Source organism: Pseudomonas sp. S3E12 (assembly GCF_001702295.1).
In the GTDB taxonomy this organism is placed as follows: domain Bacteria; phylum Pseudomonadota; class Gammaproteobacteria; order Pseudomonadales; family Pseudomonadaceae; genus Aquipseudomonas; species Aquipseudomonas marginalis.
In genome coordinates, this window is the sequence record NZ_MBDT01000036.1 from 1 (window position 1) to 25,856 (window position 25,856).

At 61.2% G+C, this 25,856-nt stretch carries 24 protein-coding genes; 6 read left to right on the plus strand and 18 right to left on the minus strand.

Features of this window, described 5'->3' with window-relative positions:
- Both BB029_RS30610 and BB029_RS30615 read right to left on the minus strand, forming a co-directional pair.
- On the minus strand, nucleotides 1-2,566 hold a 2,566-nt coding region (locus BB029_RS30610; protein WP_371914644.1), incomplete at its 3' end, for a DUF6531 domain-containing protein.
- 213 nt (nucleotides 2,567-2,779) lie between these two features.
- Nucleotides 2,780-3,394, minus strand: a complete 615-nt coding sequence (locus tag BB029_RS30615) for a LysE family translocator (protein WP_065942131.1) — start codon at nucleotides 3,392-3,394, stop codon at nucleotides 2,780-2,782.
- A gap of 144 nt (nucleotides 3,395-3,538) precedes the next feature.
- On the opposite strand from BB029_RS30615, the gene BB029_RS30620 reads away from it, so the two are divergent.
- On the plus strand, nucleotides 3,539-4,624 hold the full coding sequence (locus tag BB029_RS30620) for a DUF1615 domain-containing protein (protein ID WP_065942132.1): 1,086 nt from the start codon (nucleotides 3,539-3,541) through the stop codon (nucleotides 4,622-4,624).
- On the opposite strand, the gene BB029_RS30625 is transcribed toward BB029_RS30620, so the two are convergent.
- The 4 genes from BB029_RS30625 to BB029_RS30640 all read right to left on the minus strand — a co-directional run bounded on the left by BB029_RS30625 (nucleotide 4,625) and on the right by BB029_RS30640 (nucleotide 8,381).
- Nucleotides 4,625-5,419 carry a DUF4349 domain-containing protein gene (locus BB029_RS30625; protein ID WP_065942133.1) on the minus strand — a complete coding sequence of 265 codons (795 nt, stop codon included), beginning with the start codon at nucleotides 5,417-5,419 and terminating at the stop codon, nucleotides 4,625-4,627.
- 376 nt (nucleotides 5,420-5,795) lie between these two features.
- On the minus strand, nucleotides 5,796-6,977 hold the full coding sequence (locus tag BB029_RS30630; protein ID WP_065942134.1) for an acetyl-CoA C-acetyltransferase: 1,182 nt from the start codon (nucleotides 6,975-6,977) through the stop codon (nucleotides 5,796-5,798).
- Nucleotides 6,978-6,988: 11 nt separating this feature from the next.
- Nucleotides 6,989-7,648, minus strand: coding sequence for a CoA transferase subunit B (locus BB029_RS30635; RefSeq protein ID WP_032886654.1), 660 nt, complete (start codon nucleotides 7,646-7,648; stop codon nucleotides 6,989-6,991).
- A 34-nt stretch (nucleotides 7,649-7,682) separates the two neighbouring features.
- On the minus strand, nucleotides 7,683-8,381 hold the full coding sequence (locus BB029_RS30640) for a CoA transferase subunit A (RefSeq protein WP_032886653.1): 699 nt from the start codon (nucleotides 8,379-8,381) through the stop codon (nucleotides 7,683-7,685).
- A 133-nt stretch (nucleotides 8,382-8,514) separates the two neighbouring features.
- Between BB029_RS30640 and BB029_RS30645 the strand changes: the two genes are divergently transcribed.
- On the plus strand, nucleotides 8,515-9,420 hold the full coding sequence (locus tag BB029_RS30645) for a LysR family transcriptional regulator (RefSeq protein ID WP_065942135.1): 906 nt from the start codon (nucleotides 8,515-8,517) through the stop codon (nucleotides 9,418-9,420).
- 62 nt (nucleotides 9,421-9,482) lie between these two features.
- On the opposite strand, the gene BB029_RS30650 is transcribed toward BB029_RS30645, so the two are convergent.
- From BB029_RS30650 to BB029_RS30675, 6 genes are all read right to left on the minus strand, one after another.
- Nucleotides 9,483-9,812 carry a hypothetical protein gene (locus BB029_RS30650; protein ID WP_025854475.1) on the minus strand — a complete coding sequence of 110 codons (330 nt, stop codon included), beginning with the start codon at nucleotides 9,810-9,812 and terminating at the stop codon, nucleotides 9,483-9,485.
- A 464-nt stretch (nucleotides 9,813-10,276) separates the two neighbouring features.
- Nucleotides 10,277-11,140, minus strand: a complete 864-nt coding sequence (locus tag BB029_RS30655; protein WP_065942136.1) for an NAD-dependent protein deacetylase — start codon at nucleotides 11,138-11,140, stop codon at nucleotides 10,277-10,279.
- An 8-nt stretch (nucleotides 11,141-11,148) separates the two neighbouring features.
- On the minus strand, nucleotides 11,149-11,589 hold the full coding sequence (locus tag BB029_RS30660) for a CBS domain-containing protein (RefSeq protein ID WP_065942137.1): 441 nt from the start codon (nucleotides 11,587-11,589) through the stop codon (nucleotides 11,149-11,151).
- Nucleotides 11,590-11,708: 119 nt separating this feature from the next.
- Nucleotides 11,709-13,658: a DNA topoisomerase III gene (locus tag BB029_RS30665; RefSeq protein ID WP_065942147.1), complete on the minus strand. Its 1,950-nt coding sequence runs from the start codon at nucleotides 13,656-13,658 to the stop codon at nucleotides 11,709-11,711.
- A gap of 229 nt (nucleotides 13,659-13,887) precedes the next feature.
- The gene (locus BB029_RS30670; protein ID WP_065942138.1) at nucleotides 13,888-15,510 is read right to left on the minus strand and encodes an MFS transporter; all 1,623 of its coding nucleotides are present in this window, start codon (nucleotides 15,508-15,510) and stop codon (nucleotides 13,888-13,890) included.
- Between the two features lie 113 nt (nucleotides 15,511-15,623).
- The gene (locus BB029_RS30675) at nucleotides 15,624-17,291 is read right to left on the minus strand and encodes a GMC family oxidoreductase (protein ID WP_065942139.1); all 1,668 of its coding nucleotides are present in this window, start codon (nucleotides 17,289-17,291) and stop codon (nucleotides 15,624-15,626) included.
- A 128-nt stretch (nucleotides 17,292-17,419) separates the two neighbouring features.
- Here BB029_RS30675 and BB029_RS30680 point away from each other — a divergent pair, with 128 nt between their 5' ends.
- A complete protein-coding gene (locus BB029_RS30680; protein ID WP_065942140.1) occupies nucleotides 17,420-18,316 on the plus strand; it encodes a LysR family transcriptional regulator in 897 nt (298 codons plus the stop codon).
- Nucleotides 18,317-18,355: 39 nt separating this feature from the next.
- Here the strand turns inward: BB029_RS30680 and BB029_RS30685 are convergent, their stop codons facing one another.
- From BB029_RS30685 to BB029_RS30695, 3 genes are read right to left on the minus strand one after another with little or no spacing between them, the layout of a single operon-like run.
- Nucleotides 18,356-19,453 carry a DNA alkylation repair protein gene (locus BB029_RS30685; protein WP_065942141.1) on the minus strand — a complete coding sequence of 366 codons (1,098 nt, stop codon included), beginning with the start codon at nucleotides 19,451-19,453 and terminating at the stop codon, nucleotides 18,356-18,358.
- 14 nt (nucleotides 19,454-19,467) lie between these two features.
- Nucleotides 19,468-20,814 (minus strand): glutamine synthetase family protein, encoded by a 1,347-nt coding sequence (locus tag BB029_RS30690; protein WP_065942142.1) that lies wholly within the window; start codon nucleotides 20,812-20,814, stop codon nucleotides 19,468-19,470.
- 11 nt (nucleotides 20,815-20,825) lie between these two features.
- Complete coding sequence (locus BB029_RS30695) at nucleotides 20,826-21,383, minus strand: helix-turn-helix domain-containing protein (protein WP_027603184.1); 558 nt, start codon at nucleotides 21,381-21,383, stop codon at nucleotides 20,826-20,828.
- Between the two features lie 360 nt (nucleotides 21,384-21,743).
- On the opposite strand from BB029_RS30695, the gene BB029_RS30700 reads away from it, so the two are divergent.
- The gene (locus BB029_RS30700; protein WP_065942143.1) at nucleotides 21,744-22,052 is read left to right on the plus strand and encodes an RcnB family protein; all 309 of its coding nucleotides are present in this window, start codon (nucleotides 21,744-21,746) and stop codon (nucleotides 22,050-22,052) included.
- A 76-nt stretch (nucleotides 22,053-22,128) separates the two neighbouring features.
- Complete coding sequence (locus BB029_RS30705; RefSeq protein WP_027603186.1) at nucleotides 22,129-23,322, plus strand: MFS transporter; 1,194 nt, start codon at nucleotides 22,129-22,131, stop codon at nucleotides 23,320-23,322.
- Here BB029_RS30705 and BB029_RS30710 read toward each other — a convergent pair.
- Both BB029_RS30710 and BB029_RS30715 read right to left on the minus strand, forming a co-directional pair.
- Nucleotides 23,285-23,557 carry a DUF1652 domain-containing protein gene (locus BB029_RS30710; protein ID WP_027603187.1) on the minus strand — a complete coding sequence of 91 codons (273 nt, stop codon included), beginning with the start codon at nucleotides 23,555-23,557 and terminating at the stop codon, nucleotides 23,285-23,287. The genes BB029_RS30705 and BB029_RS30710 overlap by 38 nt on opposite strands.
- A 131-nt stretch (nucleotides 23,558-23,688) precedes the next feature.
- A complete protein-coding gene (locus BB029_RS30715; protein WP_065942144.1) occupies nucleotides 23,689-25,185 on the minus strand; it encodes a PAS domain S-box protein in 1,497 nt (498 codons plus the stop codon).
- A 22-nt stretch (nucleotides 25,186-25,207) separates the two neighbouring features.
- On the opposite strand from BB029_RS30715, the gene BB029_RS30720 reads away from it, so the two are divergent.
- Nucleotides 25,208-25,429 (plus strand): hypothetical protein, encoded by a 222-nt coding sequence (locus BB029_RS30720; RefSeq protein ID WP_141696614.1) that lies wholly within the window; start codon nucleotides 25,208-25,210, stop codon nucleotides 25,427-25,429.
- A 199-nt stretch (nucleotides 25,430-25,628) separates the two neighbouring features.
- Here BB029_RS30720 and BB029_RS30725 read toward each other — a convergent pair.
- Nucleotides 25,629-25,856, minus strand: a 228-nt coding sequence (locus tag BB029_RS30725) for a DUF6124 family protein (protein ID WP_065942146.1), incomplete at its 5' end; no start/stop codon positions are given.

The following is a 25,856-nucleotide window of genomic DNA, read 5'->3' on the forward strand; positions in this document are numbered from 1 at the left end:
TGTCCCACTGATACTGGGTCAGCGCGCCATGCTCATCCTCGCGCGCCACCTGCCGGCCAAGATCGTCATAGCGATAACGCTTGATCCCGCCATTCGGCAGTTGCTCTTCAAGCAACTGTCCGCGCTCATTCCACACCAGCCGCTGGCAACTGTGATCGGGGTGCCAAATCCCAACCAGTTGCCCGTATTTGTCGTAGCTGTAGTCGGTGACATGGCCGTCGGGATCGATCTTGCGGATGACATCGCCCTGGTCGTTACGCTCGTACTTCCAGACCGCCAGACCCCGCCTTACAACCCGTACGAACCCGTTCTCATGCTCGTAGGACGTCGGCTCATCATCCCCGGGAAACAACGCCACCAAGCGTCCGGCTTCGTCGTACTGATACGCCGTCACCGCCCCCAGCGGATCCTGCTCAACCGTCAGTCGGCCTTTGGCATCGTAGGATTTGAAATGCTGGGCACCGTCCGGATCAATCCGCTGCACCAGCCGCGCCCGGTCGTCATGGACGTACACTTCCTGGCTACCATCGGCGTTATGCAGTGTGACCCGGCCGTCATCCCCCCAGGCATACCGCGTATCCATCTGGGAAAAACTGGCCCAATGCCGGACACATCGCGCGGCCTTGCCAGCCCGTTCCCATTCCCAGAAGAAACTCGCCCCACCGGCCAGTCCGCGCTCAAGAATCACGTGCTGATCGTCGTAGCGATAAACCTCGCTTTCGCCTACCGCATTGGTCGCCGAGACCAGTCGTCCCAGGTCGTCATAGGCGTAGGAAACAACGTTCTGCTCGGTCACCCACTCGAAGGGTTCATACCCCTTGGCACGCTGAACCTGATAGTCCACCGCCACGATGTGGCCGAACGCATAGCGCAGGAACAGCGAACGCCCGACACCGTTATCCAGCCGCTCGATGCGCCCCAAATAATCCCGGGAAATCCGCAGCCGGTTGTCATACGCATCGCTGATCGAGACCAACACACCGTCGCGAAAGTGATAGAACCGTGATGCCTGGGCCAGCACCAGTTCATCCGGCGAAGACCCTAAATAGATCGCTGCTTCGGCCAAACTATTGGTGATGGCAGGTCGAGCAACAGTCGGCAGTGGAAACTCAATCGAGCGGTTCTCACGGTCCGTCCACACCACCGAATCGCCCGACACCACCAGCCGATGCGCCAGCGAATGACTCCAACCAAACCCCAACCCGCCATCCACTTCCACCGCACTGGTGCGGTACAACCGCGTCCACTCGAATGGCAAGATCCCATCCAACGTGCCGTCGGTGAGGGTGAGCAATTCCTCCCCGGTAACCATCGACACCGGGCAGCCGTTGGTGATGGTCTTATCCGAAGGGGCTGCCGCATCCCCGTTCGGGTTCTTCCCTGAAACCGGCACATCATCGACAGGCTCCTGCCTGACCAACACGGTCTTCTGTGTCTTGTTACGAACCGCCGGCACGGAGTTTGAAACCACATGCTCCCCCGCCTTCAACGGCGCAACCGGTACGGTCTTGATCGCTGTCGCCGGGCCACCGAGCAGCAAAGGCTTCACCGCTTCGACATGCGGCTCCAACCCCGGCTCTACAAGCTGCCTGGCCAGCAACTCCAACAACTCCCGCGCGCGCTTGGATTTGATAGCGCTCAGCACTTGGGCCCCCAGCCGCGCCGCCACCCCCATCGCCCCCAATACACGAATCAACAGCAAATTGATCAGGATCTCGCCAGTGATCTCACCCCACAGTTCATTCATCTGCGGCGGTGGCAGCAGGCGCATCCAACTGACCATCGCCGACAGGTAGATAAACAACAGCGGCTCATCGCTGAGCACCAGCAAACCATTGGCAATCGTGTCGTTGCCGAGCTTCAGCAGTTCATCGAGTTCGGCCTGGGAGAGGTAGGCCAACAGCTTTTCGCTGTTGGGCTTGAGGTCCGCCAGCAGGTCATACAGCTGCGTAACGTTGTCCCACAAATTGAAGAGGGCTTTTCCAAGGCCGCTGAAAAACGCTGCTTCCAGCATTCGGCGCCGATCGAGGGGCTTGGCTTCGGCATAGTCTTTCCACTGATCCTGGAAAGTGCGGGCCCACTCTTCACGCAGGCGCGCCTCCAACCCCGCGATCACCGACTGATAAGACCCATACAGCGCCTGGACGTGATCCCTGGAAACGTTGGGGTAGAAACTGATTCGGTACGGCTGGTTGCGATCACACTCGGTGATTTCGAGAAGGCCGCTGGGGCCGATGGTCTTGTGGATCGGCTCGCCCAATGGGCCGCCATTGGGATCGACGCGCTGCAGCATCACCGGCGTGTTGCCGATGGGCACGAAGCGCGTGCTTTGGAACATATGTACCAGCGTCAGGGTGCCATTGGCCGGGCACGTGGCGACGGTGCTGCTGGGGATGATTGAGCGATTGATCGGAGCGACCAGCGCCACCTCATCGCCGACCTTGAAGACCTGCTCGACCTCCAGCGCCGAGAAGCGCCAGAAGCTTTGCGCCCAGTCATCGAACGTATTCAGGCATTCGCGAAAGTCACGGAAGACGCTTTCAACGTCGACCGTCTTCACATCCATCGGGGTCAGGGCCAGCCTGCCAATGGCCGGGTTCAAGAGGCCGCCCCTTCAACCAGGGCTTTAACGAAAACCACCATCTGCAATCCCTCGCACTGTGTATTCAGGCGAGGGACTTTGCAGCGGTTTTCAGGTTGGGGCTGTAGAGCTTATCTTGCCGTTACGTGGGAGCTTTCAGCGGCTATCGTCCCTTTTTGGCGACGTATCAAAAAGCCTTCAGCGCTGCGCGAACGCCAGGTTCAACCCCAGCCCTGCAAACGCCGCCGCAAAACTGCGGCGCAGCCAGTTCTGCACCCGCTGCGACTCGATTACCGCGCGGCGAAACCCGTTGGCCAGCAGGCCGTAGATCACAAACACTGCAAATGTCATTGCCATGAACACCGCGCTCAGCACCAGCATTTGCACGGCGGGTGCCGTGCTGCCGGGTGTGACGAACTGTGGCAGGAAGGCCAGGAAGAAAATGGTCAGTTTGGGGTTGAGAATATTCAGCAGGAAACCGCGCAGCATCAAACTGCACGCGGTGGCGACTGCCGGTGCGTCATTCATGGCGAAGGCCGAGCGATCACGCCAGGTGGCGTACGCCAGATACAGCAGATAGGCGACGCCAGCGTATTTCAGGACTTCGAAGGCCAGCGCGCTGGTATGCAGCAGTGCGGAAAGGCCGAGCACGGATGCCAGCAAGTGCGGGAGGATACCGGCCGTACAACCCAGCGCGGCGAACACACTCGCGCGCTTGCCAGCGGTGAGGCCTGTGGACACGGTAAAGATCACGCCGGTGCCGGGGATCAGTACGACAATCAGGCAGGTGACGAGGAAGTTCAGGCTGAGCATGGCATTCAAACTCCGTGTACGAATGAGGGATGACAGATCCTGTCACGTTCGGCCTCGGCTGGCGAGAAGGCGAATCGTCGAACCCGCGTTAGACTTACCGGTCCATATCCGCAACGCCTGGCCCATCGTCCTCAAGGAAGCCCCATGTCCCCACGCTGCCTGATCCTCTGCCTCACCTCATTGGTGGTGCTGGCCGGCTGTTCCACGTCACGCGGCCCGCAGCAACCAGCGCGCAGCGAAGCCGAGGTGAAGGCCGAGATCGTGCGTTTGCTCCCGGCGAAGGTTCCAGACCGCAACGGCTGGGCCCAGGACATCTACACCGCCTTTGACACTCAAAAGATCTACCCCAGTACCGAGAATATCTGTGCCGTATTGGCGGTGACCGAGCAGGAGTCCACCTATCAGGTCGACCCGCCCGTGCCCAACATGGGCAAGATCGCCCAGGATGAAATCCTGCGCCGTGCCGCCAAGGTGCATGTGCCCGCTTTTGTGGTGCGCAGCGCCCTGCAACTGCGCTCGCCCACCGGCAAGTCCTATGCCGACCGCTTGAGTGCCGCGCGCACGGAGAAGGACCTGAGTGGCATCTTCGATGACTTCATCAGCGTGGTGCCTCTGGGCAACACCCTGTTTGGCGGTTTCAATCCGGTGCACACCGCCGGTCCCATGCAGGTCAGTATCGACTTCGCCCAGAAACAGGCGCGGGGTTATCCCTACACGGTGGATGGCACGATTCGTCGGGAAGTCTTCACCCGGCGCGGCGGCATGTACTTCGGTATCGCCCATTTGCTCGGTTACCCGGTGAGCTATGACCAGCCGCTGTACCGCTTTGCCGACTTCAATGCGGGTTGGTACGCCAGCCGTAATGCGGCGTTCCAGGCGGCGGTCAGCCGCGCGTCGGGCACTGAGTTGGCGCTGGACGGGGATTTGATTCGCTACGGCTCATTGCTGCCCGGCACCACCGAACTGGCGGTGCGCTCATTGGGCGCGAAGCTGGACATGCGCAACCCCAGCATTCGCAGCCAGCTGGAACAGGGCGAACAGCTGGACTTTGAAGACACCGCCCTCTACAAGCGCGTGTTTGCCCTGGCCGACCAGGCCGCCGGCAAGCCGATGCCCCGTTCGATCCTGCCGGGCATCGTGCTCAAAAGCCCGAAGATCACCCGCAACCTGACCACGGCGTGGTTTGCCAAGCGCGTGGATGAGCGATACCAGCGCTGCATGAAGCGCTGATCAGCTGCGGCGCCGGACAAATTTGCGCCACAGCCACACCCACAACCACACCACCGGAAACGCCAGGATCACGAACGGCAGCACATAGCTGGCGCGTTCCAGGGCGTCTGCGGTGCCGTCCACCAGGTTGGTCCCCAGGTTGCTGAACATCCGGCTGAAGCGTGACGGTTGGTTGGCGCCGTCGGAAGAGCGGAAGTTGAGGGTGACGCGGTTGGTATCCAGGCGACGCTGCTGGCCGGCGGCAACCTGGGCGAGTTCCTGCAGTTCGTTTTCAATGCCCGCCTGCTCCTTGCTCAGGGCGATCAGGTCGCTGATGCTGATGTCCTTGCGCTTGGCCAGTTCATCGAGGCGCTGTTGCTGGGCTTGCAGGCGATCCTGGCGGCGACGCACATCGGCGACCGCGTCGGCCAGGTCTTCGGCGGTGGTGATGCGCTGGCCGAGTTTGCCGCCTTCAGCGGCCATGGCGACCATCGGTTCGACCCCGCTGGGCGCGATCCGCAGGATGATCTCGCCGCCGTTGCTGTCTTCGGTGATGCCAAGGATATTGCACACGCCAAACCGCGCCGACTCACAGGCCTCGCGTGTGGCCTGCATGCGCGGCGCGAGCAGGGCGCCGGGCAGGGCCAGGGTCAGTTCGTGCTCATAGGCCAGTTGCGCACCGGCCCGGCCTTGTTCGCCATTGATCACCGTGGCGCGGGAGTGGTCCTTGGGTGAACAGCCGACCAGGGCCAGGCCGGCCAACAGGATCAACAGGGGCGCGCGAAGCGATTGAAGGGTGCTGTCCGGATGGCGCATTGCAGTTCCTTGAGGTGTGCGGGGGACATTGGCGGCGATTAAAGCGGGTCCGGCGAATTAACGCAAAGTATCGTGCAGGATTTACAGGGCTGATGGTGGTCGCGGAGTGGATTACCGTGCGCCTAAAGAAGAACGCGGTGTATCAGACACTCTGTAGAGGCTGGTTTTGGGGCTGCTTCGCAGCCCAACGCGGGACAAGCCCGCTCGCCACAAAAGCCCTTTCTGCCGGGGGAGGCAGCGTTTAGACAAAGTTGTGTTGATACCCATGCTCATCGGGGGCAAGCCCCCACATTTGGACTGTGTTTGTTCAGGGAAACCGCATAAAGAAAAGGCCTGGCTTTTCGTGGAGCCGGGCCTTTTCCGTGTTGCTCGTTTATCAGCTGCGTTCGAGGGCCAGGGCTACGCCCTGGCCGCCACCGATGCACAGGGTCGCCAGGCCTTTCCTGGCATCGCGCCTGATCATTTCGTGCAGCAGGGTGACCAGCACGCGGCAGCCTGAGGCGCCGATGGGGTGGCCGATGGCGATGGCGCCGCCGTTGACATTGACCTTGTCCGCATCCCACTCCAGCTCTTTACCTACCGCCAGGGATTGCGCGGCAAAGGCTTCGTTGGCTTCGATCAGGTCCAGGTCGGCCAGGCTCCAACCGGCTTTGTCCAGGCAGCGGCGGGTGGCTGAGACCGGGCCGATGCCCATGATTGCTGGGTCGACGCCCGCGTTGGCGTAGCTGGCGATACGGGCCAATACCGGCAAGCCGAGGGCCTTGGCCTTGTCGGCACTCATCAGCAGCACCGCAGCGGCGCCGTCATTCAGGCTGGAAGCATTACCGGCGGTGACGCTGCCGTCTTTCTTGAACGCCGGCTTGAGCTTGGCCAGGGATTCGGCGGTGGTGCCGGCGCGAGGTTGCTCATCGACGGCGAAGGCAATCGGGTCGCCCTTGCGCTGGGGAATCAGGATCGGTGTGATTTCGTCGACAAAACGCCCGGCCTCGATGGCGGCGGTGGCTTTCTGCTGGGACGCGGCGGCGAAAGCATCCTGGGCTTCACGGCTGATGCCGTATTTGTCCACGAGGTTCTCGGCGGTGATGCCCATGTGATAGTCGTTGAACGCATCCCAGAGGCCGTCGGTGATCATGCTGTCGATCATCTTGGCGTGGCCCATGCGCAAGCCCGTGCGCGCAGCAGGCAGTACGTAGGGTGCCAGGCTCATGTTCTCCATGCCGCCGGCGATGATGACCTCGGCGTCACCGCAACGGATGGCCTGGGCGCCCAGGTGCAGGGCTTTCAGGCCCGAGCCGCAGACCTTGTTCAGGGTCAGGCTCGGCACGGCGTGGGGCAGGCCGGCGAGGATCGAGGCCTGGCGTGCGGGGTTCTGGCCGGAACCCGCGGTGAGTACCTGGCCGAGGATGACTTCATCCACTTCGGCCGGGTCCAGACCGGTCTGCTCCAGCAGGCGACGGATCACGGCGGCGCCCAGCTCCGGTGCCGGAATGGTGGCCAGTGAACCTTGAAAGCTGCCCACGGCGGTGCGGGTGGCAGCAACAATCACGACGTCTTGCATGGAATCTGTCCTCACTGGAAGTGCATTTCTGGAACGTGGTCCGGGACGATCAGTTTACCGGCGGTCTTGCTCACAATCTCTTCAACGCTGACGCCAGGTGCGCGTTCCTTGAGGACAAAAGCGCCATTTTCGATTTCCAGGTACGCCAGGTCCGTCAGTACGCGCTTGATGCAATTGGCGCCGGTCAGCGGCAGGCTGCATTGGCTGAGCAACTTGGACTCACCGTCCTTGGAGGCGTGGGTCATGATCACGATGATGTTTTCCGCACCGGCCACCAGGTCCATGGCGCCGCCCATGCCCTTGACCAGTTTGCCGGGGATCATCCACGAGGCGATGTTGCCGTGTACGTCCACTTCAAAGGCACCGAGCACGGTGAGGTCGACGTGGCCGCCGCGAATCATCGCGAAGGATTCGGCGGAGGAGAAGATCGAGGCGCCGATGCGCGCCGTCACGGTCTGTTTGCCGGCGTTGATCATGTCGGCATCGATGGTTTCTTCGGTAGGAAACGGGCCCATGCCGAGCAGGCCGTTCTCCGATTGCAGCATGACTTCCATGCCTTCGGGGATGTAGTTGGCCACCAGGGTCGGAATGCCGATGCCCAGGTTGACGTAGAAACCGTCCTGCATTTCGCGGGCGACGCGTTGAGCCATTTGTTCGCGGGTAAGAGCCATTTTATGAGTCCTTGTTGTTCGGGCTGGGAGCGGATTATTTGCGCACGGTGCGCTGTTCGATGCGCTTCTCGAACGTGCCGCAGATGATCCGGTCGACGTAGATGCCAGGGGTGTGGATCTGCGCCGGGTCCAGCTCGCCCGGTTCGACGATTTCCTCGACTTCGACCACGGTGATCTTGCCGGCGGTGGCGGCCAGCGGGTTGAAGTTCTGGGCGGTGTGGCGATAGATGACGTTGCCGAAGTGGTCGGCTTTCCAGCCTTTGACGATGGCGAAGTCGCCGGTGATGGATTCTTCCATCAGGTACGGGCGACCGTTGAATTCGCGGGTTTCCTTGCCTTCTGCAACCGGAGTACCGACGCCGGTGGCGGTGAAGAAGGCGGGGATACCGGCGCCGCCTGCGCGCATTTTTTCCGCCAGGGTGCCTTGGGGGGTGAGGACCACTTCGATTTCGCCGCTGAGCAATTGTTTCTCGAACAGGGCGTTCTCACCGACGTAGGAAGCGATCACCTTGCTGATCTGCTTTTCTTCCAGCAGCACGCCCAGGCCAAAGCCGTCGACGCCGCAGTTATTGGAAACCACGGTGAGGTCACGGGTGCCTTTGCGCTTGATCTCATTGATGAGGTTTTCCGGAATGCCGCACAGGCCGAAACCACCGGAGAGCACGGTCATGCCGTCTTCCAGGCCTGCCAGTGCTTCCTCGTAGGACGCCACGCGCTTATCGAAACCTGCCATATGCACCTCTTTTATTGTTTGTGGGCCAGCCAATGAATCGAGTGTTGCGCCGGCGGATTGATTTGTTAAGTTGTTTTTTAAGGTTGATTGATTTAGAAAACAGCATAGTCGACCCGCCGCCCGGAGTAGCGCCATGACCGTTAAACAGATGCGTGCCTTTCTGGCCGTGGCCCAAAGCCTGAGTTTTGCCGCCGCCTGCGAGCGCCTGCACCTCTCTCAATCGGCGTTGAGCCTGACCATCAAAGGCTTGGAGGAAGGGCTGGGCGGGCGCTTGTTCAGCCGCAATACGCGCAACGTGGCGCTCACGCCCGAGGGCGAATCCCTGCTGCCCCTGGCCCGTCGGCTGATGGCCGATTGGGACAATGCCGAGGACGAGCTGCGTCAGCTGTTCACCCTGCAACGCGGGCGGGTGACCGTGGCGGCGATGCCGTCGTTTGCCGGCAACCTGCTGCCGCCGATCCTGAAGATATTCCGCGCCCGTTACCCCCAGGTGAACGTGACGGTGCATGACTTGATCAACGAGCAAGTGCTGGAGATGGTTCGCGACCGCCATGTGGAACTGGGCGTGGCGTTTGAACCCTCGGAAGGCTCGTCGCTGGCCTTTACGCCGTTGTACCTGGACCGCTTCATTGCGGTGGTGCCCGGTGATTCACGGCTGGCACAGTGTGCCGAGGTCGACTGGAAAACCTTGCTGGAACATCCGTTTATCACGTTGCAGCGGCCTTCCACGGTGCGGGTGATGCTGGAGGAGCACCTGGGGGCCTTGAAGATGAAGTTGCCGGTGGCCTTGGAAAGCCATCAATTGGCAACCGTGGGCAAGATGGTCGCCAGCGGCCTGGGTGTCAGCGCCGTACCCGCCTTGTGTGCGCAGCAGATGCAGGAGGCGGGGGCGCATTGCATCACTTTGACCGATCCGGTGATCGAGCGGCCGATTGGCGTGCTGACCAAGCCTGGGCATGAACTGTCAGCGGCGGCGCAGGTGTTGTTTGATATTTTTCGGGATGAGGCGGGGAAGGGCAGGTTTCCGGCGGTGTTATAAAACAGGTATTAAAAAGCCCGCTCGAATAAACCAGCGGGCTTAAATTTAAAGGTGCACTGTTATCAGCAGTATCTATCAATCACTTTAACTTGCGATTGGCCTTTGAGGTTCTGCCATTCGGTATTAAGTGTGTGGAATACTTGCTCGATAAAGTTGCGATCGGCCGCGGCCTTCTTGCCGACATAACCCTGGCCACGGCGGTACATCTTCAGGCGCGCCGCCAGTTCACGGTTATTGCGGTCGAACTCGGCTTCTTCGGTGTGGGGCGCCAGGCAGTCGATTTGCACTTCGCCCGATTTGCCAATCCACAGGATATGGTCGTCGAGTGTGTCTTTCTGCGCTGCGAACATCTCAGCCAATTCATCGATAGTTGGTTGGTTGTTCAGATTCATGTGTAAGCCCCTTGACCAGTTGGCGATCTATCAGTTGATTCCGTTAAAACTGCTTAGTTGTCTCCGGCTTGGAAAACCGGGCGTCAGTGACGGTCTGCCGAATACGGGCAGGGTCTTGAACCTGATGCATGTAGTCTTGCTGATGAACTGCTACGCAATGGTTTCATAACGAAGACAAGCCGCATTTGAGCGCCTTGTACCGATCCTTTCGGGTCGGTCAGCTTCATCAATCTGCCTTGTGGGCAGTGCACATCCGGAAAAAACAGCTCGGCGGTCAGACGAGCTTGTTCAAAACGCTTGTTACCAACGCTCCCGATCCGGGAGACGTCTAGATCATGCAAGGACAAAAAGGTTACGTCAACGCTTATGTAGTGATTATTTTTGATCACTACATAATTCGTCGTGGCTATGGGGAGATACGGCAAATGCGTGACTCGAGCGTCATTTTTTGCGCTGGACGGTCGCTATGGCTGAGGAGGGGTTGACTGCAAGCGGTCTGCCAACAAGGGCAGAAGCTGTTCGCACGAGGTTTCGATCTTTACCTGCAACAACTCATCACCCCGGGTCTTGCCCAGGTTGATGGCGAGTACCGGTTTGCCCTGTTCGACCATTGCCTTGCACAGGCGAAATGCGGAGTAAGCCATCAACGATGACCCCACCACCAGCAGCCCCTCGGCATGCGCTACCGCCGCCATCGCCCTGGCTGCCGTCGCCGGTGCGACGTTCTCGCCAAAAAACACCACGTCCGGTTTCAGTCGCTCGCCCTGGCAATGGGGGCAGCGGGGGACCTGGAAGCGCTCTTCAAACGCGGGATCAAGCAGGGTGTCACCATCAGGCGCCTGTACCGCATGGACTTGCGCCAGGTACGGGTTATCGATTTCCATCTGGCGCTGGATCAGGTCGCGGGTGCTGTGCAACTGGCAATCCAGGCACAGCACCCGGTGCAGGCTGCCGTGCAATTCAATCACGTCATGGCTACCGGCCTGGTCATGCAAGGTGTCGACGTTTTGCGTGATCAGGCCGCTGATGTGCCGGCGTTGTTGCAAGGTCGCCAGTGCCCGGTGAGCGTTGTTCGGCTGGGCGATACGTACACGCGGCCACCCCAGCATCGCCCGTGCCCAATAGCGCCGCCGCGCCTGGGCAGTGGCGAGGAACTCCTGGTACATCATCGGCGCCTTGCCCCGGCGCACGCCTTCGCTGTCGCGGTAGTCGGGGATTCCCGACGACGTGCTGATGCCCGCACCGGTCAATACCAGGAAGCGCCGTTCGGCCATGGCGCGGTGCAGGGTGTCGAGGTGGTCCTGTTGATGTTCCAGGGTATCGAGCATGGGGTCCCCTATTCGCCGCGGATGTACTGCTCCAGCTGCTTGATCAGGTCTGCCTGTTCGGCGATGGCTTCCTTGACCAGGTCACCGATGGAGAGCAGGCCCAGCAGTTTGCCGTCTTCGACCACCGGCAGGTGGCGCAGGTGACTGTCGGTCATGATGTTCATGCACGCTTCGACACTTTTATGGGTATCGACGGTTATCACCGGCGAGCTCATGACCTCATGGACTTTTGTTTTGATTGACGACAGGCCCTTGAGCATGATTTTGCGTGCGTAATCTCGTTCGCTGATGATTCCGACAACTACACCTTTTTTAAGGACCGGCAAGGCGCCGACGTTTTTCTCCGACATCCGCACCAGCGCCTCAAACACAGTGTGGTCCCATTGGATGGTGTGGACGTCCTGGTTTTTCTGGTCCTTGGCTTTGAGCAATTGTGCGACGGTTTTCATGGCGGCCACTCCGGTGTTGTTGTTATCCCCTACAGAATCCTAGACGGCCCGCGTCGGGGCAAGGTCCAATGCGGCGTTAAACCCGTCGAAAAACGTCATTCGCCGGTTTTTTTCGCCTTTCACCCGGTTTTTTTCGGTTTCCTGGCGCGCTCTGGGCCAGTGGCGGTCTTGCGAGGGGCCGCCTTGCGCTTCTTTTTCCACGGCGCAGCACCTCGGCCTGCCGGGCTGGCCGGCCCGGTGATGGTCATGCGCATGCCGTTGCAACGCGCCACTTGCTTGCTCATCCACGCCGCCTGCTTGGCGACGAATTCTTCCAGGCTCATCTCGCCGCTTTGCACCATGTCCAGCGCCTGCTCCCAGATCGCGGTGGTGCCGGGGTCGGCAATGGCGCGGGGTACCGCGTCGATCAGGCTGAAGGCTGCCGGGGTGGCCGACAGCGCCTTGCCGTTCTTCACCAGGTAACCCCGGTCGAGCAACCCCTGGATAATCCCCGCGCGGGTGGCTTCGGTGCCGATGCCGGTGGTGTCCTTGAGCTTTTGCTTGAGCAGTGGGTCTTCCACCAGCTTGGCGACGTTTTTCATCGCCTTGATCAGGTCACCTTCGGTAAAGGGCTTGGGTGGTTGGGTCCACAGGTCCTTGAGGTTGACCTTGACCACGCCGTAATCCTGGCCCTGCACCAGTGTCGGCAAGGCCTGGGGTGCCGGTGCTTCTCGGCCCTTCGCCGGAGCCAGGGCTTCGGGCAAGGCACGTTTCCAGCCCGGCTCGATCACCACTTTGCCCACTGCACGCAACGCCTGGCCCGCGCAGTCGAAATCCGCCTGGGTGCGATCGAATTCGTGGTTGGGCAGGAACTGCGCCAGGTAACGCGCGCGAATCAAGGTGTAGACCGCACGGTGCTTGCCGGTGAGTTGGCCGACGTCCTTGCCGGCGCCGGTGGGAATGATGCCGTGGTGCGCACTGACCTTGGCATCGTTCCAGGCCCGTGAGCGGCGCTGGGGATCGATATGGGGCATCAGCTCATTGACTGCCGCATCCCCACGGCCCAATGCGGCGAGAATCTTCGGCGCCTCGCTGTGCTGGCTCAATGGCAGGTAACCACAGTCACTGCGGGGGTAGGTGATGACCTTGTGGGTTTCGTAGAGGGATTGGGCGATATCCAGGGTTTCCTGGGCGCCGAGGCCGAGCTTCTTCGAGCAGATTTCCTGCAAGGTGCCGAGGTCGAAGGGCAGCGGTGCCACCTCGCGCATGCGTTCGGTGCGCAGCTTGATCAGGCGTGCGCTGGCGGCGTTGGTCATGGCGTCGGCAGCGTCCCGGGCCAACTGCGGGTCAAGGCAGCGGCCCTGGTCGTCACAGGCATCCTCGGTCGCGCGCCATTGTGCGGTAAATGTCATGGATTGGTGGCGCAGGTCCACATCAATGGCCCAGTACGCCACGGGCACGAAGTCGGCGATGCTGCGGTCGCGGTCCACCACCAGGCGCAAGGTCGGTGTTTGCACCCGGCCCACCGGCAGCACGCCCTGATAGCCGGATTGACGCCCCAGCAGGGTAAACAGGCGACTCATGTTCATGCCGATCAGCCAGTCGGCACGGGAGCGGCCCAGGGCCGAGTGGTACAGGCTGAAGGTTTCGGCGCCGGGCTTGAGCGCCGCCAGGGCCTTGCGGATGGAGGCATCGTCCAGCGCCGACAGCCATAACCGCTGGATCGGCCCGTGATAGCGGCAATGCTCGACCAGTTCGCGGGCGATCATCTCGCCTTCACGGTCGGCGTCGGTGGCGATCACCAGTTCCTGGGCTTCCCCCAGCAGGCGCTTGACGGCCTTGAACTGGCTGGCGGTCTTGGGCTTGACCAGCATCTTCCATTTTTCCGGGACGATCGGCAGGTCGGCCAGTACCCAGCGTTTGTATTTGGCGTCGTAGGCGTCGGGCGGCGCGGTTTCCAGCAGGTGGCCGATGCACCAGGTGACGGTGACCCCATTGCCCAACCAGCAACCGTCGCCGCGGCGACTGGCGCCGAGCACGGCCGCAATGTCCTTGGCCTGGGAGGGTTTTTCACAGAGGTACAGCCGCATGGTCATCACATCAGATCGGGTTGATGCTTTGCAGGATGCTCAGTCAGAGGAATTTGAGCAACCATTATCTGTATGGATGTACAGCAATTCGTGTAAGCGTTGCGGAAATAAATGTGGGAGGGGGCTTGCTCCCGATAGCGCCATATCAGTCAACGCAACTGTGACTGAACCACCGCTATCGGGAGCAAGCCCCCTCCCACAAGGGATCTCCTGTGTTCAGGCGATCGGTTTAATTGTTGTCGAGATCCACATGCCGCGTTTCTTTAAGGCAAAACAATCCGACAATCAGGCTCACTCCCGTCACCACCACCGGGTACCACAAGCCATAGAAGATATCCCCGGTGTACACCACCAGCGCAAACGACACGGTCGGCAGGAACCCGCCAAACCAGCCGTTACCGATGTGGTAGGGCAGGGACATCGAGGTGTAGCGAATACGCGTTGGAAACAGCTCCACCATCAGCGCCGCCAGCGGGCCATAGCACATGGCGGCGATCAGGATCAGCACCACGATCAGCACTACCACCATGACCTTGTTGACCTGGGCCACATCCGCAGAAGTCGGGTAACCGGCCAGGGTCACTGCACCGCGCAGCGCTGCCTCGTCGAAGCCGTCGATGCGCACTTCACCCACGCTGACCTGCACCGGGCTGCCGGCCGGGGCGGCGGCGCTGCTGTAGGGCAGGCCTTGCTTGACCAGGAAGGTCTTGACCTTGTCGCACGGGCTGTCAAATTTTGCCTTGCCTACCGGATCGAACTGGAAGGTACAGGTGGCCGGGTCGGCCAGCACAGTGATCGGTGCCTGGCGGCTGGCCTGGTCCATCGCCGGGTTGGTGTAGTGTGCCAGGCCTTTGAAGATCGGGAAGTACAGTGCGGTGGCCAGCAGCAGGCCGAGCATCAGCACCGGCTTGCGACCCACCTTGTCGGACAGCCAGCCAAAGAAGATAAAGAACGGCGCGCCGATCACCACGCTGATAATCAGCAGCATATTGGCCAGGGCAGGGTCCATCCGCAGGAACTGCGTGAGGAAGAACAACACGTAAAACTGCGCCGCGTAGAAGGTCACCGCCTGGCCGCCGTTGATGCTGAACAAGGCGATCAACACGACCTTGAGGTTTTCCCACTTGCCGAAGGATTCACGGATGGGCGCCTTGCTGGCCTTGCCTTCCTCTTTCATCTTCAGGAACGCTGGCGATTCATGCAGGCTCATGCGGATCCAGGTCGAGATGCCCAGCAGCACGATGGAGAACAGGAACGGTATACGCCAGCCCCAGACTTCGAACTGATCGCCGGTGAAGTACCGGCATGCCAGTACCACCAGCAACGACAGCAACAAGCCCAGGGTCGCGGTGGATTGAATCCAGCTGGTGTTGAGGCCGCGTTTGCCGGCCGGCGCATGTTCGGCCACATAGGTGGCCGCACCGCCGTACTCGCCGCCCAATGCCAGGCCTTGCAGCATGCGCAGCACGATCAGGATGATCGGCGCCGCGATGCCGATGCTGGCGTAGGTTGGCAGCAGGCCGACGCAGAAGGTTGCCACGCCCATCAGGATGATGGTCACCAGGAACGTGTACTTGCGCCCGATCATGTCGCCCAGGCGGCCGAACACCAGCGCACCGAACGGGCGCACCACAAAGCCGGCCGCGAAGGCCATCAAGGCAAAGATAAACGCCGTGGTGTCGTTGACCCCGGCAAAGAACTGCTTGCTGATCACCGCCGCCAGGGCGCCGTAGAGGAAAAAGTCATACCACTCGAACACCGTCCCCAGGGACGAGGCGAAGATGACTTTTCTTGATTCGTTACCGGTGCTCGCGTTGGTGGCCGAGCCCAGGGTTTGAGCATGTTCTGACATCGGGAAGCCCTCACAGTGATTATTTATTTTTGTTCCACTGTCGGCGCCAGGCTCAGCGCCGCTATTTCTCAGTTCCTTGCAGGAGCGAGCTTGCTCGCGAACGTTGTCAACAATTACGCGGGAAACCCGGAGGGCAGCGGCGCTTTTGCGTTTTTCGCGAGCAAGCTCGCTCCTACAGTGTTCGGCGAAAGGATCAGCTGCGCGGCTTTTTCCGCGATCATCAGCGTGGGTGAACAGGTATTGCCGGAGGTAATGCGCGGCATGACCGAGGCATCGGCGATACGCAGGCCGGGCACGCCATGCACGCGCAACTGGGCGTCGACCACCGCGTCTTTATCGCTGCCCATGCGGCAGGTGCCGACCGGATGGAAGATCGTCGTGCCGATACGCGCAGCGGCTTCGTGCAGTTGCTCTTCGGTTTGCAGCGAATCACCCGGCAGGTATTCCACCGGCTTGAACTGGCTCAGGGCCGGTGCGGCGACGATGCGTCGGGTCAGGCGAATCGCGTCGGCGGCCACCCGCAGGTCCTCCGGGTGGCTGAGGTAGTTGGGCCGGATCAGCGGCGCATCCGCCGGGTTGGCCGAGCGTATATCGATGCGGCCACGGCTTTGCGGGCGCAGGTCGCAGACCGAGGCGGTAAACGCCGGGAACCCATGCAGCGGTTCACCAAAGCGCTCCAGGGACAGCGGCTGTACGTGGTATTCGAGGTTGGCCGAGGTCTGTTCCGGGCCCGAGCGGGCAAACGCGCCGAGCTGGCTGGGCGCCATCGACAGCGGGCCGCTGCGGTCATACAGGTAGCGCAGGCCCATGCCCATCTTGCCCCATACGGTACCAGCGATCTGGTTCAGGGTGCGGGCGTTTTCCAGCTTGTAGATCAGCCGCAGTTGCAGGTGATCCTGCAGGTTGCCGCCGACGCCCGGCAGTTCATGCCGCACATCGATGCCCAGCGGCTTGAGCACGCTGGACGGGCCGATCCCCGAGCGTTGCAGGATGCCCGGCGAGCCGACGGCGCCGGCGCACAGCACGATTTCCTTGCGCGCCTTCCAGCTCACTGGCTGACCGTTTTGACGCCCGATCACGGCCGAGGCGCGGCCGTTTTCCAGGACCAAGCGGTCTACCTCGACCTCGGTCAGCACGGTGAGATTGGGCCGCTGGCGGATCGGCTTGAGAAACGCCTTGGCCGCGTTCCAGCGCACCCCGGCCTTCTGGTTGACCTGGAAGTAGCCGCAGCCTTCGTTATCGCCCTGGTTGAAGTCGCTGATCGTGGCAATGCCGCTTTGCGCCGCGGCGTCCCGAAAGGCGTCTAGGATCGGCCAATGCAGCCGCTGCTGCTCGACTCGCCATTCGCCGCCGTCACTGTGGAATTCCGAGCCGCCGGCAAAGTGGTTTTCGCTCTGCTTGAACAGTGGCAGCACGTCTTTCCAGGCCCAACCATCGTTGCCCGCCGCCGCCCAGCCATCGTAGTCCTGGGCCTGGCCGCGCATGTAGATCATGCCGTTGATGGACGAGCAGCCGCCGAGCACCTTGCCCCGTGGGTAGCTCAGCGCACGGCCTTGCAGGCCTTCCTGGGCTTCGGTCTTGAAGCACCAGTCGGTACGCGGGTTGCCGATGCAGAACAGGTAGCCGACGGGGATATGGATCCAGGGGTAGTTGTCGCGGCCACCGGCTTCAAGCAGCAGCACGCGGTGGGCGGGGTTGGCGGACAGTCGATTGGCGAGCAGGCAGCCTGCGGGGCCGGCGCCTACTACCACATAATCGTATTCAGCAGCTGCAATGGGCATCTGAGGTCTCGCTTGTTTTTCTTATTGGCTCCATCCTAGTTGTTAGTTTTCGTCTTAAAAATGTTAGTTTTTACCCAGCTGCTGTGCGTTTTTAAACAGCGCTATCCGGGCCATGCAATGGAGGCGACATGTTCGACTGGAATGACCTGCGGTATTTTCTGGAGTTGCAGCGCAGCGGCCGCCTGCTCACCGCCGCGCAGCGCCTGAAAACCACGCACGCCACGGTGGCCCGGCATATCGAAGCCATCGAGAAGAGCCTCGGCACCGCGCTGTTCGTGCAGCACGCCCAGGGCTACGAACTGACCCCCGCCGGCGAAGCCCTGCTCAAACACGCCGAGGCCATGGAAAACGTCGCGTTGCTGGCCGAGGACGAACTGACCCACGCCGCTGCGCCCCTGGGCAAGATCCGCCTCGGGGTGGCCGAAGGGTTGGGGGTGATGTTCCTCGCCGGCCGCATGGGCGGGCTGTTCGAGCGTTATCCCGGCCTGGAAGTGGAACTGCTCGCCGTGCCGCGCTTCGTCAGCATCCTCAACCGCGAAGCGGAAATCAGCATCCACCTTGAACGCCCCAGCGTCGATCAACTGGTCACGCGCAAACTCACCGATTACCGCCTGGCGCTCTATGCCAGCCGTGCCTACCTGGCGCGCACCCCTCCGATTGAAAAACGCGAAGATCTCGCAGCCCATTCATGGATCGATTACGTCGACGACCTGCTGTTCAGCCAGGAGCTGAAGTTTCTCAGCAGTTTCTGCCGTAACCCCAAGGTGGTGTTCCACAGCACCAGCGTCATCGCCCAGCACCAGGCCGCACGCTCCGGATTGGGGATTGCGGTGTTGCCGTGCTTCATGGCGTCGGGCGACCCGGAGCTGGTGCCGTTGCTGCCGGGGGAGGGGATCCAGCGCAGCTACTGGATCAGCTCGCGCCGGGAGTTGCACAAGTCGGTGCGGTTGCGGGTGCTGTGGGATTACGTGGTGGAATTGTGCGCGCGGGAGCAGCCACTGTTGCTCGGCGAATCCAACGGATGAAACCCTTCCACAGTGATCTGTGGTGTGGGTGACATCGGGTTAATCGCGCAATTCGAATTCGGCACTGCCCAATCGCTCTCCATTCACCAGCACATGCACCGCATGCCTGCCGGGATAGTGTTTGCGCGTGGTCAACGCGCGAATATGCTGCTCGCGGCGGATGCTCTGCCGTTCACCCGCGCCCAGCGTAAACGCCTTGAGCTTGAACACCTTGGCCGCGCTGTGCCCGGCGCTTTTGACGTAATCGATGGCGTAGTCCACCACCAGTTTTTGCGCCGTGGCGGCGGTGGATTCCAGGCTGAACGACAGGGTGATCCGCTCGCCCAGGGTAATCACCGCCGGCGTCACGCTCAGGTGATGGAGCTTCACTTCGGCCTTGGCGCCGGCGCCCATGAGGGTCAGCGCGCGGGTGTTGCCCTGCTTGATCAGGCTGCGCAGCGCATGGCGGGCGATCCAGGCGGTGTGCGGGTTATCCAGGTTCCAGCCTTCGATCAGGCCGAGCACCCAATCCGGGTGGTCCTTGGTGATGTCGTTGAGGTGGTTGGCCACGGATTTGCGTACGTAGAGGCTGCTGTCGGCCTTTAGGTTGTCGAGGATCGGCGCACACAGTTCGGGGTTGGCCTGCACCTTGGCCAGGCGAAACGACCACGGCAGGCGCGGGCGCGAGCCTTCGCTGGCGAGGCGGCGCACGTGATCGTTGTCATCCAGCGACCAGGTTTGCATGACCGCCAGGGTGCGTTCGAAGTCGTGGAGCAAGAAGGGTCTTATGGCGAACTCAGCCGAGCCAAAGGGGGTGAAGTATTTGAGCGCGGCCATGGAGCGCTTGAAGTCATCCAGGCCGTAGCTCGCCACGTAGTGCGGCAGGCACAGGCTGACAAACCCGCTGTTCAGGCGCGGCGCCAGGGCGTAGAGCAGCTTGAGGGTCTGGGCATAGTCCAGCGGGATCACCGCGTGCAGGCTTTCGCTGACCCGCGCCACACGCTGCATCACCGATAACTCGGCGAGCCCGGCCTTGGCGTGCTGGAGAAACCCCTTGGCGTCGAACGCCGGGTACACTGCTGTCATCTCGCTGGCGATGTGCTGTAGGCGTTCGAGGTTGAAGATTTCCTTGAGGGCCGGGGCGCTTTGGTCGGTCATCGGTTATTCCGTCGTTAGAGAAACCAGCGGTATTCCCGCGCATGGATTTCTTGTTGAAAGGCCAGGTGATCCTGGCGTTTGTTCTCGCAGTACACGTCGACAAATTCGGCGCCCAGCTTATCGCGCACTACCGGCTGATGCTGCATGGCGCGCACGGCATCGAGCATTTCCACGGGGAAGTCGGTGCCGCTGCTGCGGTCCTCGTTCAGTGGCGCGATAGGTTCTTGCCTGGCTTCAAGGCCATGTTCAAGGCCGACCAGGATCGCCGCCAGCACTAGGTACGGGTTGGCGTCGGCACTGGCCAGGCGATGTTCGATCCTCAGGTTGCGCGGGTCGGAATCGGGAATGCGCACGCACGCGTCGCGGTCTTCAAACCCCCAGCAGGCGCGGGTGGCTGCGTTGACCGTACCGCCCAGGCGGCGGAAGGCGTTGTGGTTGGGCGAGAAGATCGGCATGCAGTGGGGCAGCAATTCCAGGCAACCGGCCACGGCGTGGCGCAGGGGTTGCTGCTGGTGCGCCGCGAGCACATTGTTGCCCGCACCGTCGTACAGGCTGACATGCACATGCATGCCGCTGCCGGGAAATTGCAGGTAAGGCTTGGCCATGAAGCTGGCGCGGTAGCCGTGCTTGAGCGCCACGCCGCGGGTGCTGCGGCAGAACAGGGCCGCCCAGTCGGCGGCGCGCAGGCCGTCGTCGAGGTGACCGAAATTGATCTCGAACTGGCCGGGGCCGAGTTCGGCGGTGATCACCGTGATGTCGATGCCTTGGTCCTTGGCGGTCTGCGCCATGTCGTCCAGCACCTCGCTGAAGCGCGACAGCCGTTCGATATGCAGGTTGGGCTGGTCGTCGGTGTCATCGCTGAGCGGGTCGCGGGCGAATTGTGGCAGGCCGTTGTCGAGCTTTTTGTCGAACAGGTAGAACTCCAGTTCGAAGGCCACCACCGGGTGAATGCCTTTGTGGTGCAGGCGCTCCAGCACCTTGGCCAGGACTTCGCGAGGTTCGAATTCGATCGGCGCCTCGGTGCCGTCCGAGGTGATCAACATCTGCCCCAGCGGCTGCGATTCCCAGCTCACCGGCTTGAGCGTGCCCGGCACCAGGCGGCGGTTGGCATCCGGGTCGCCGTCGTGGAAGCAGTAGTCGCCGATCTTGAACAGCCCGCCCTGAACCCCCAGCAGCACGGCGTTCTGCGGCAGCTTCAAGGGGCTGCCGGCGGCGACCTTTTCCAGCATCTCGATGGGGTAGCGCTTGCCGTAGAAATGCCCGGGAATGTCCAGGGCGATCAGGTCGACATAGCGCACGTCGGGATGGTTCTGGCGAAAGGTCCGTACTTCGGCCAGTAACGTGGAGGCTTGGCTTTTCACGGGTGTTGCTCCTAGTTGTAAACCCACAACACGCGGGCGGGCAGGTCGGTGAGGTTGGCGTAGCGGCAGTGGGCGAAACTGGCCAGGTGGAAGCTGTCACCGGGGCCGAGGGTGACCGAATCGGCCTCGCCCTCTACCCACAGGGTCAGTTCGCCTTCCAGTACAAATCCGGCCTGCTCGGCGCGGTCGCTCATGGTCTGTTCACCGCTGTTGGCACCGGGTGCCAGGAGGCTGTCGAGCATCGAGAAGGCGCCATTCATGCTGGGGGACACCAGGATGTCGGTGATGCCGTTGGCGTAGTACACCGTGCGGCGTTCGTTGGGGCGGGTGACCCAGCTCACGGCCTTGGGTTTGGACAGGCTGTAGAAATAGGTGGTGGGCACGTCGAGGGCATGGCTGATGGCGGTAAGATCCGCCACGGTCGGACGCGACAAGCCCCGTTCCACCTGGGACAGGAAGCCCACCGAACGCTCGATCTTCTGTGCGAGTTGGGCGAGGGTGAGTTTCTTGTACTTGCGCAGGTCGTGGATCAGGATCGCCAGGGCGTCGAGTTCTTCTTGCTGGTTCATGAAATTTATATCTAATAATTTTCATGAAAAATTACAGGATTTATTTCATGGCGGCAATGGGCGGGGCGCGTAAGCCAGTGAATACCCTGTGGGGAGCGGGCTTGTCCCGCGTTGGGCTGCGTAGCAGCCCCATTAAAGAAAGAAGACGCGGTGTATCAGACACTCTGTAGCGGCTGGTTTTGGGGGCTGCTTCGCAGCCCAACGCGGGACAAGCCCGCTCACCACAGGGAGATTTGTCAGGGTCTGAAAAGTTGTGTAGATACCTATGCTCATCACAGGGGATCAAGGTTCAACAGGCTGAATGATTTCATGCGCCTGCGGTCGGAACCTGGGTACGCATCATTCATTGAAGGAGCACCCATGAAGTCCAAAACCCTAGCCGCCTGTGTCCTGGTCGCCGCCAGCCTGTCCACCGTCAGCTTTGTCGTGCAGGCCGGCGATACTCCCCAGGAAACCGTGCAGCCTTCGAACATCAATACCCGTGATTTGAAAGAAGGCGACCGCGCCCCGGACATCCTGATGCGCAAGGAATCGGCGGTCAGCGACTGGAAGAAACGCGGTCTCAAGCAGCCTGAGGCCGACAGCCAGTGGGCCCGTGTGGGTGACAGGTTCGTGCTGCTCAAAACCACCAACGGCACCATCCTGGAGATCACACCCGTCAAGAAATGACCCGCGTTTTTTCCTCGCTCTTGCGTTAAGGTAACCGGCCATCAAGACCGCGTTACCTTAGACGAAAGAGAGCAGGATGCTTGCCACAATAAGAAACTACCCCCGCGCCGTGAACCTGCTGTTGTCCGCCACGCTGCTGCTGACGCTGGCCAAGGCGATTACCTTTCCTTACTTGGTGATCTACCTCACCCGCCAATTTGCCCTAGACATCACCCAGGTCGGGCTGGTGATCGGCAGCTCGTTGATCCTTGGCTCGCTGCTCAGCGTATATGGCGGTTTTCTGGTCGACCGCATCAACAGTTATCGGCTGTTGCTGGGGTTGAGCGTGCTGTTTGGGCTGGGGTTTATCGGTACGGTGCTGGCGCAGAACATCTGGGCGTTCTACAGCTGCCTGATCCTGATCAACCTGGCCTACGCGGTCATCGATATTGCGGTGAAGGCCGGTTTTGCCAGCTTGCTGCCGGAAGATGCACGCAGCGAAGTGTTTTCCATCAAGTACACCCTGACCAATATCGGCTATGCCGCGGGGCCGTTCTTTGGGGCGATGGTGGCCAAGCTGGACATCAGTCTGCCGTTCATCTTGTCGGCGCTGTTGGGGGCTGGGTTTTTCCTGTTGTACTGGCGTTGGGGTGATCGCACCCTGGCGACCATCGATGTGACGCAAAAGCCGGTGCCGTTCCTGGCCGTCGGCCGCGTGCTGCTGCGTGACCATCGCCTGGTGTGCTTCACCCTTGGGGGTGTGCTCAGCGCCGTGGTGTTCGGCCAGTTCACCGCCTACCTCTCGCAGTACCTGGTCACCACCACCAGTGCTGAATACACCTACACCGTCATCAGTGCCGTGCTCACCACCAACGCCGTGCTGGTGATCGCCTTGCAGTACGTGATTGGTCGACGTATTTCCCACCGTTACCTCAGCCAATGGCTGATCGCCGGCCTGGGCATGTTCATGCTGGGCTTGATTGGTTTTGCGCTGTCCACCAGCGTGCTCTGGTGGGTGCTGGCGATGGCGGTATTTACCGTGGGGGAAATCATCGTGTTCCCGGCCGAATACATGTTTATCGACCGGATCGCCCCGGATCACCTGCGGGGCATGTATTACGGGGCGCAGAACCTGTCCAACCTGGGGGCTGCGCTGGGGCCGGTGTTGTGCGGGCTGGTGCTGGCCAGCCTGCCGGCCCACTACATGTTCTACATGCTGGGGGCGTTCATTGTCGCGGGCGGGGTGTTCTATTTCATTGGTTCGTCGTTGAAGGCGCGTCTTCCAGCGTGACCTTGCCCATGTTGTTGCTTTGCAGTTCGTAGCGCAGTTCTTCCACCATCTTTTCCACGTCTTGCGGGGTCTGCAGCCGGTTGGTGCTGATCCCCGTCACCACCAGGTCCACCCGGCCGGTGTCGGCGTCGTAGACCTTGAGGGTCAGCGACGCATCCCGGCACAGGGTGAACTCGCATGTCAGCGGCGCGAGGCCTTCTTCGATGCAATTTCGCAGTTGAGAGAGCGTAAACATGTGGGTTCCTTCAAGGTGTCGTTTTACGACGGCACAGGTAGAAAGCCCTGTACTCACACCTTGAAGGTTAGGGATTGGGACTGCGCGGGATAAGGCGAATTCGCACTAGCCGCACTAGTGCATTTGCACTTTCATCGGGTTTTCTTAACCCGCAGTTCACCGGCAAACAGCCCGCGTTCACGGGCCCAGACAATCGCTGCACTACGGCTATGCACCCCCAGTTTCGAGTACACCGTGGCCACATGGTTACGCACCGTGTTGGGCGCCAATTTCAGGCGTGAGGCAATCTCCTTGTCGGCCAGGCCCTCGCAGATGAGGCCGAGTACATCGCGCTCGCGGGCGGTCAGGTCGGTGAAGGCCACGTTCGGCAGGTTGGGGCTGTTGACGCTCTTGGCATTGGCCAGTTTCTCGATCAGGGTCTGGCTGAACCAGGACGCGTCCTGCATCACTTCCTCGATGGCCGCCACCAACTCCAGCTCCGAGCGCTTGCGTTCGGTGATGTTCATCATCACCAGCAGGTAGCAGGGCACATCCTCAATGATCACCGTGTCTGCCGAGACCACGCAGTCGATGACCTCGTTGCCTTTCTTGCGCACCTTGAGGTCCTGGCCATCGAGGTTGCCGGCTTTCTCCAGGGTGGCGAACAACTGCGCGGCCGCCTCCTGGTTGTCGATGAAGTTGATGTCTTCGATGGATTTACCGATCAGCTCTTCGCTGGTGTACCCGGTAATGGTCATGAACGCTTCGTTGACATCCACCACCTGGCGGTTGGCGGCGCTGCACACCAAGGTGGGCACCGGCGTCAGGCGAAACGACTTGGCAAAGCGCTCTTCACTCTGGCGCAGGGCGATTTCGGCCTTGCGGCGTGGCTCCAGGTCGGTGAAGGAAAACAGCATGCAGTCTTCCTCGTTCATGTCCAGCGGCTGGCCGGCGACGATCACCAGTTTGCTGCCGCCTCCGGGCAGTTTCAGCTCGGCCTGCATCTGCGGGATGGTCGCGCCTTCCCCCAGGCGCTGAACGGCCAGCTCCCTGCGTTCGGCATGCTCCAGCACGTCCAGTTCATACACTGAACGGCCGATCACCTGGTCACGGGTGTAGCCGGTCATCTCCAGGAAGCCCTGGTTTACTTTGATATAGCGCAGGTCGCTCAGGCGGCAGATCACCGCCGGCGCCGGGTTGGCGTTGAAGGTTTTCTCGAAGCGCTGTTCGGCGCTGGCCCATTCGGTGGCGTCGCTGAGGATCAGCACCAGCAATTCAGGCGTGCCGTGGGAATCGCTGATGACCAGGCTGCGCAGGCGGTGCACCCAGGTTTTTTCTTCATCGGCGGTGGGCATGACCTCCACTACCACGTCACTGAATTCATCGCCTGCCGCCGCGCGGGCGAGGGGGTAATTCTCCAAGGGTAAGGGATGATTATTGCGATAGCGCAGGCTGAAGCGTTCGGCGTATTCCTGGGTATTGGCACCCAGTGCCGTGACGTCCTCCACACCGTGCATGGCCAGTGCGGCCTCATTGGCCCAGAGAATGGTCTGGTCGACTTCGGCCAGGATGATCCCGTCGGACAGCCCGGAGATGATCTGCTGCAGCTGGCGGCGATTGGTTTCTTTGGCGAGGACATCCTGGGTCATGGTTTCTCCGGGTTTTAGACGCATGAAAGTACGACAGCCCGGTGTCAGGATAGTGCAGGGTAATTGCGCGGCGTGGGGTGCGAATGCACCAGGTGGCCTGGTGCCTTTGCGCGAGGATGAGGAGTTGAAGCAACAGGCCGAGTATAAAACCCGTGAAGTGGCGCCCAAGCAGCTGTCGCGTGCGGCGTTGAGTTTCTTTGTGGGGCGAATGGCACTGACGATGCGTCGGGTGCCGTTGGCTTGATCGATTATTGTTGTGTTCAAAAGTGGTTAGGGGGGCCCTAACCACACCTTTCAAGTTGCCAGCCAACCTACGATCGGCACAATCATCAACGTACTCAACGCCATTGAAACTACATTGCCAATGTACGGATGAAAATGGGCAGGCAGTCTCGCTGCAACTGCACAGGCCAACGGCGGTGCCACAGAGACCCACTGTGCTTTTAACGTGGCTGCACGCACTCCAGCGACCGGTCCACCATCACACTGGCCATGTCCACCAAGTGCATGACCGAAAGCACCAGCGTGCGCGAAGGACCGTCCAGTTGATCACCTGCCGTCTGTGCGGCAACGGCGGCGCAACGCAGCACACTGCTGGCGTGGGCCAGGGCGTCTTCGAAGCTGAGGTCTGGGGTGGTCGTGAAGAATTTCAGTTCTGGGGCGGGTGGGGC

Excerpts from the sequence above, each read along its gene's own strand:
- BB029_RS30615 (WP_065942131.1), bottom strand. The coding sequence starts at position 3,394 with ATGCTCAGCCTGAACTTCCTCGTCACCTGCCTGATTGTCGTACTGATC.
- BB029_RS30620 (WP_065942132.1), top strand. The coding sequence starts at position 3,539 with ATGTCCCCACGCTGCCTGATCCTCTGCCTCACCTCATTGGTGGTGCTG.
- BB029_RS30625 (WP_065942133.1), bottom strand. The coding sequence starts at position 5,419 with ATGCGCCATCCGGACAGCACCCTTCAATCGCTTCGCGCGCCCCTGTTG.
- BB029_RS30630 (WP_065942134.1), bottom strand. The coding sequence starts at position 6,977 with ATGCAAGACGTCGTGATTGTTGCTGCCACCCGCACCGCCGTGGGCAGC.
- BB029_RS30635 (WP_032886654.1), bottom strand. The coding sequence starts at position 7,648 with ATGGCTCTTACCCGCGAACAAATGGCTCAACGCGTCGCCCGCGAAATG.
- BB029_RS30640 (WP_032886653.1), bottom strand. The coding sequence starts at position 8,381 with ATGGCAGGTTTCGATAAGCGCGTGGCGTCCTACGAGGAAGCACTGGCA.
- BB029_RS30645 (WP_065942135.1), top strand. The coding sequence starts at position 8,515 with ATGACCGTTAAACAGATGCGTGCCTTTCTGGCCGTGGCCCAAAGCCTG.
- BB029_RS30650 (WP_025854475.1), bottom strand. The coding sequence starts at position 9,812 with ATGAATCTGAACAACCAACCAACTATCGATGAATTGGCTGAGATGTTC.
- BB029_RS30655 (WP_065942136.1), bottom strand. The coding sequence starts at position 11,140 with ATGCTCGATACCCTGGAACATCAACAGGACCACCTCGACACCCTGCAC.
- BB029_RS30660 (WP_065942137.1), bottom strand. The coding sequence starts at position 11,589 with ATGAAAACCGTCGCACAATTGCTCAAAGCCAAGGACCAGAAAAACCAG.
- BB029_RS30665 (WP_065942147.1), bottom strand. The coding sequence starts at position 13,658 with ATGCGGCTGTACCTCTGTGAAAAACCCTCCCAGGCCAAGGACATTGCG.
- BB029_RS30670 (WP_065942138.1), bottom strand. The coding sequence starts at position 15,510 with ATGTCAGAACATGCTCAAACCCTGGGCTCGGCCACCAACGCGAGCACC.
- BB029_RS30675 (WP_065942139.1), bottom strand. The coding sequence starts at position 17,291 with ATGCCCATTGCAGCTGCTGAATACGATTATGTGGTAGTAGGCGCCGGC.
- BB029_RS30680 (WP_065942140.1), top strand. The coding sequence starts at position 17,420 with ATGTTCGACTGGAATGACCTGCGGTATTTTCTGGAGTTGCAGCGCAGC.
- BB029_RS30685 (WP_065942141.1), bottom strand. The coding sequence starts at position 19,453 with ATGACCGACCAAAGCGCCCCGGCCCTCAAGGAAATCTTCAACCTCGAA.
- BB029_RS30695 (WP_027603184.1), bottom strand. The coding sequence starts at position 21,383 with ATGAACCAGCAAGAAGAACTCGACGCCCTGGCGATCCTGATCCACGAC.
- BB029_RS30700 (WP_065942143.1), top strand. The coding sequence starts at position 21,744 with ATGAAGTCCAAAACCCTAGCCGCCTGTGTCCTGGTCGCCGCCAGCCTG.
- BB029_RS30705 (WP_027603186.1), top strand. The coding sequence starts at position 22,129 with ATGCTTGCCACAATAAGAAACTACCCCCGCGCCGTGAACCTGCTGTTG.
- BB029_RS30710 (WP_027603187.1), bottom strand. The coding sequence starts at position 23,557 with ATGTTTACGCTCTCTCAACTGCGAAATTGCATCGAAGAAGGCCTCGCG.
- BB029_RS30715 (WP_065942144.1), bottom strand. The coding sequence starts at position 25,185 with ATGACCCAGGATGTCCTCGCCAAAGAAACCAATCGCCGCCAGCTGCAG.
- BB029_RS30720 (WP_141696614.1), top strand. The coding sequence starts at position 25,208 with ATGAAAGTACGACAGCCCGGTGTCAGGATAGTGCAGGGTAATTGCGCG.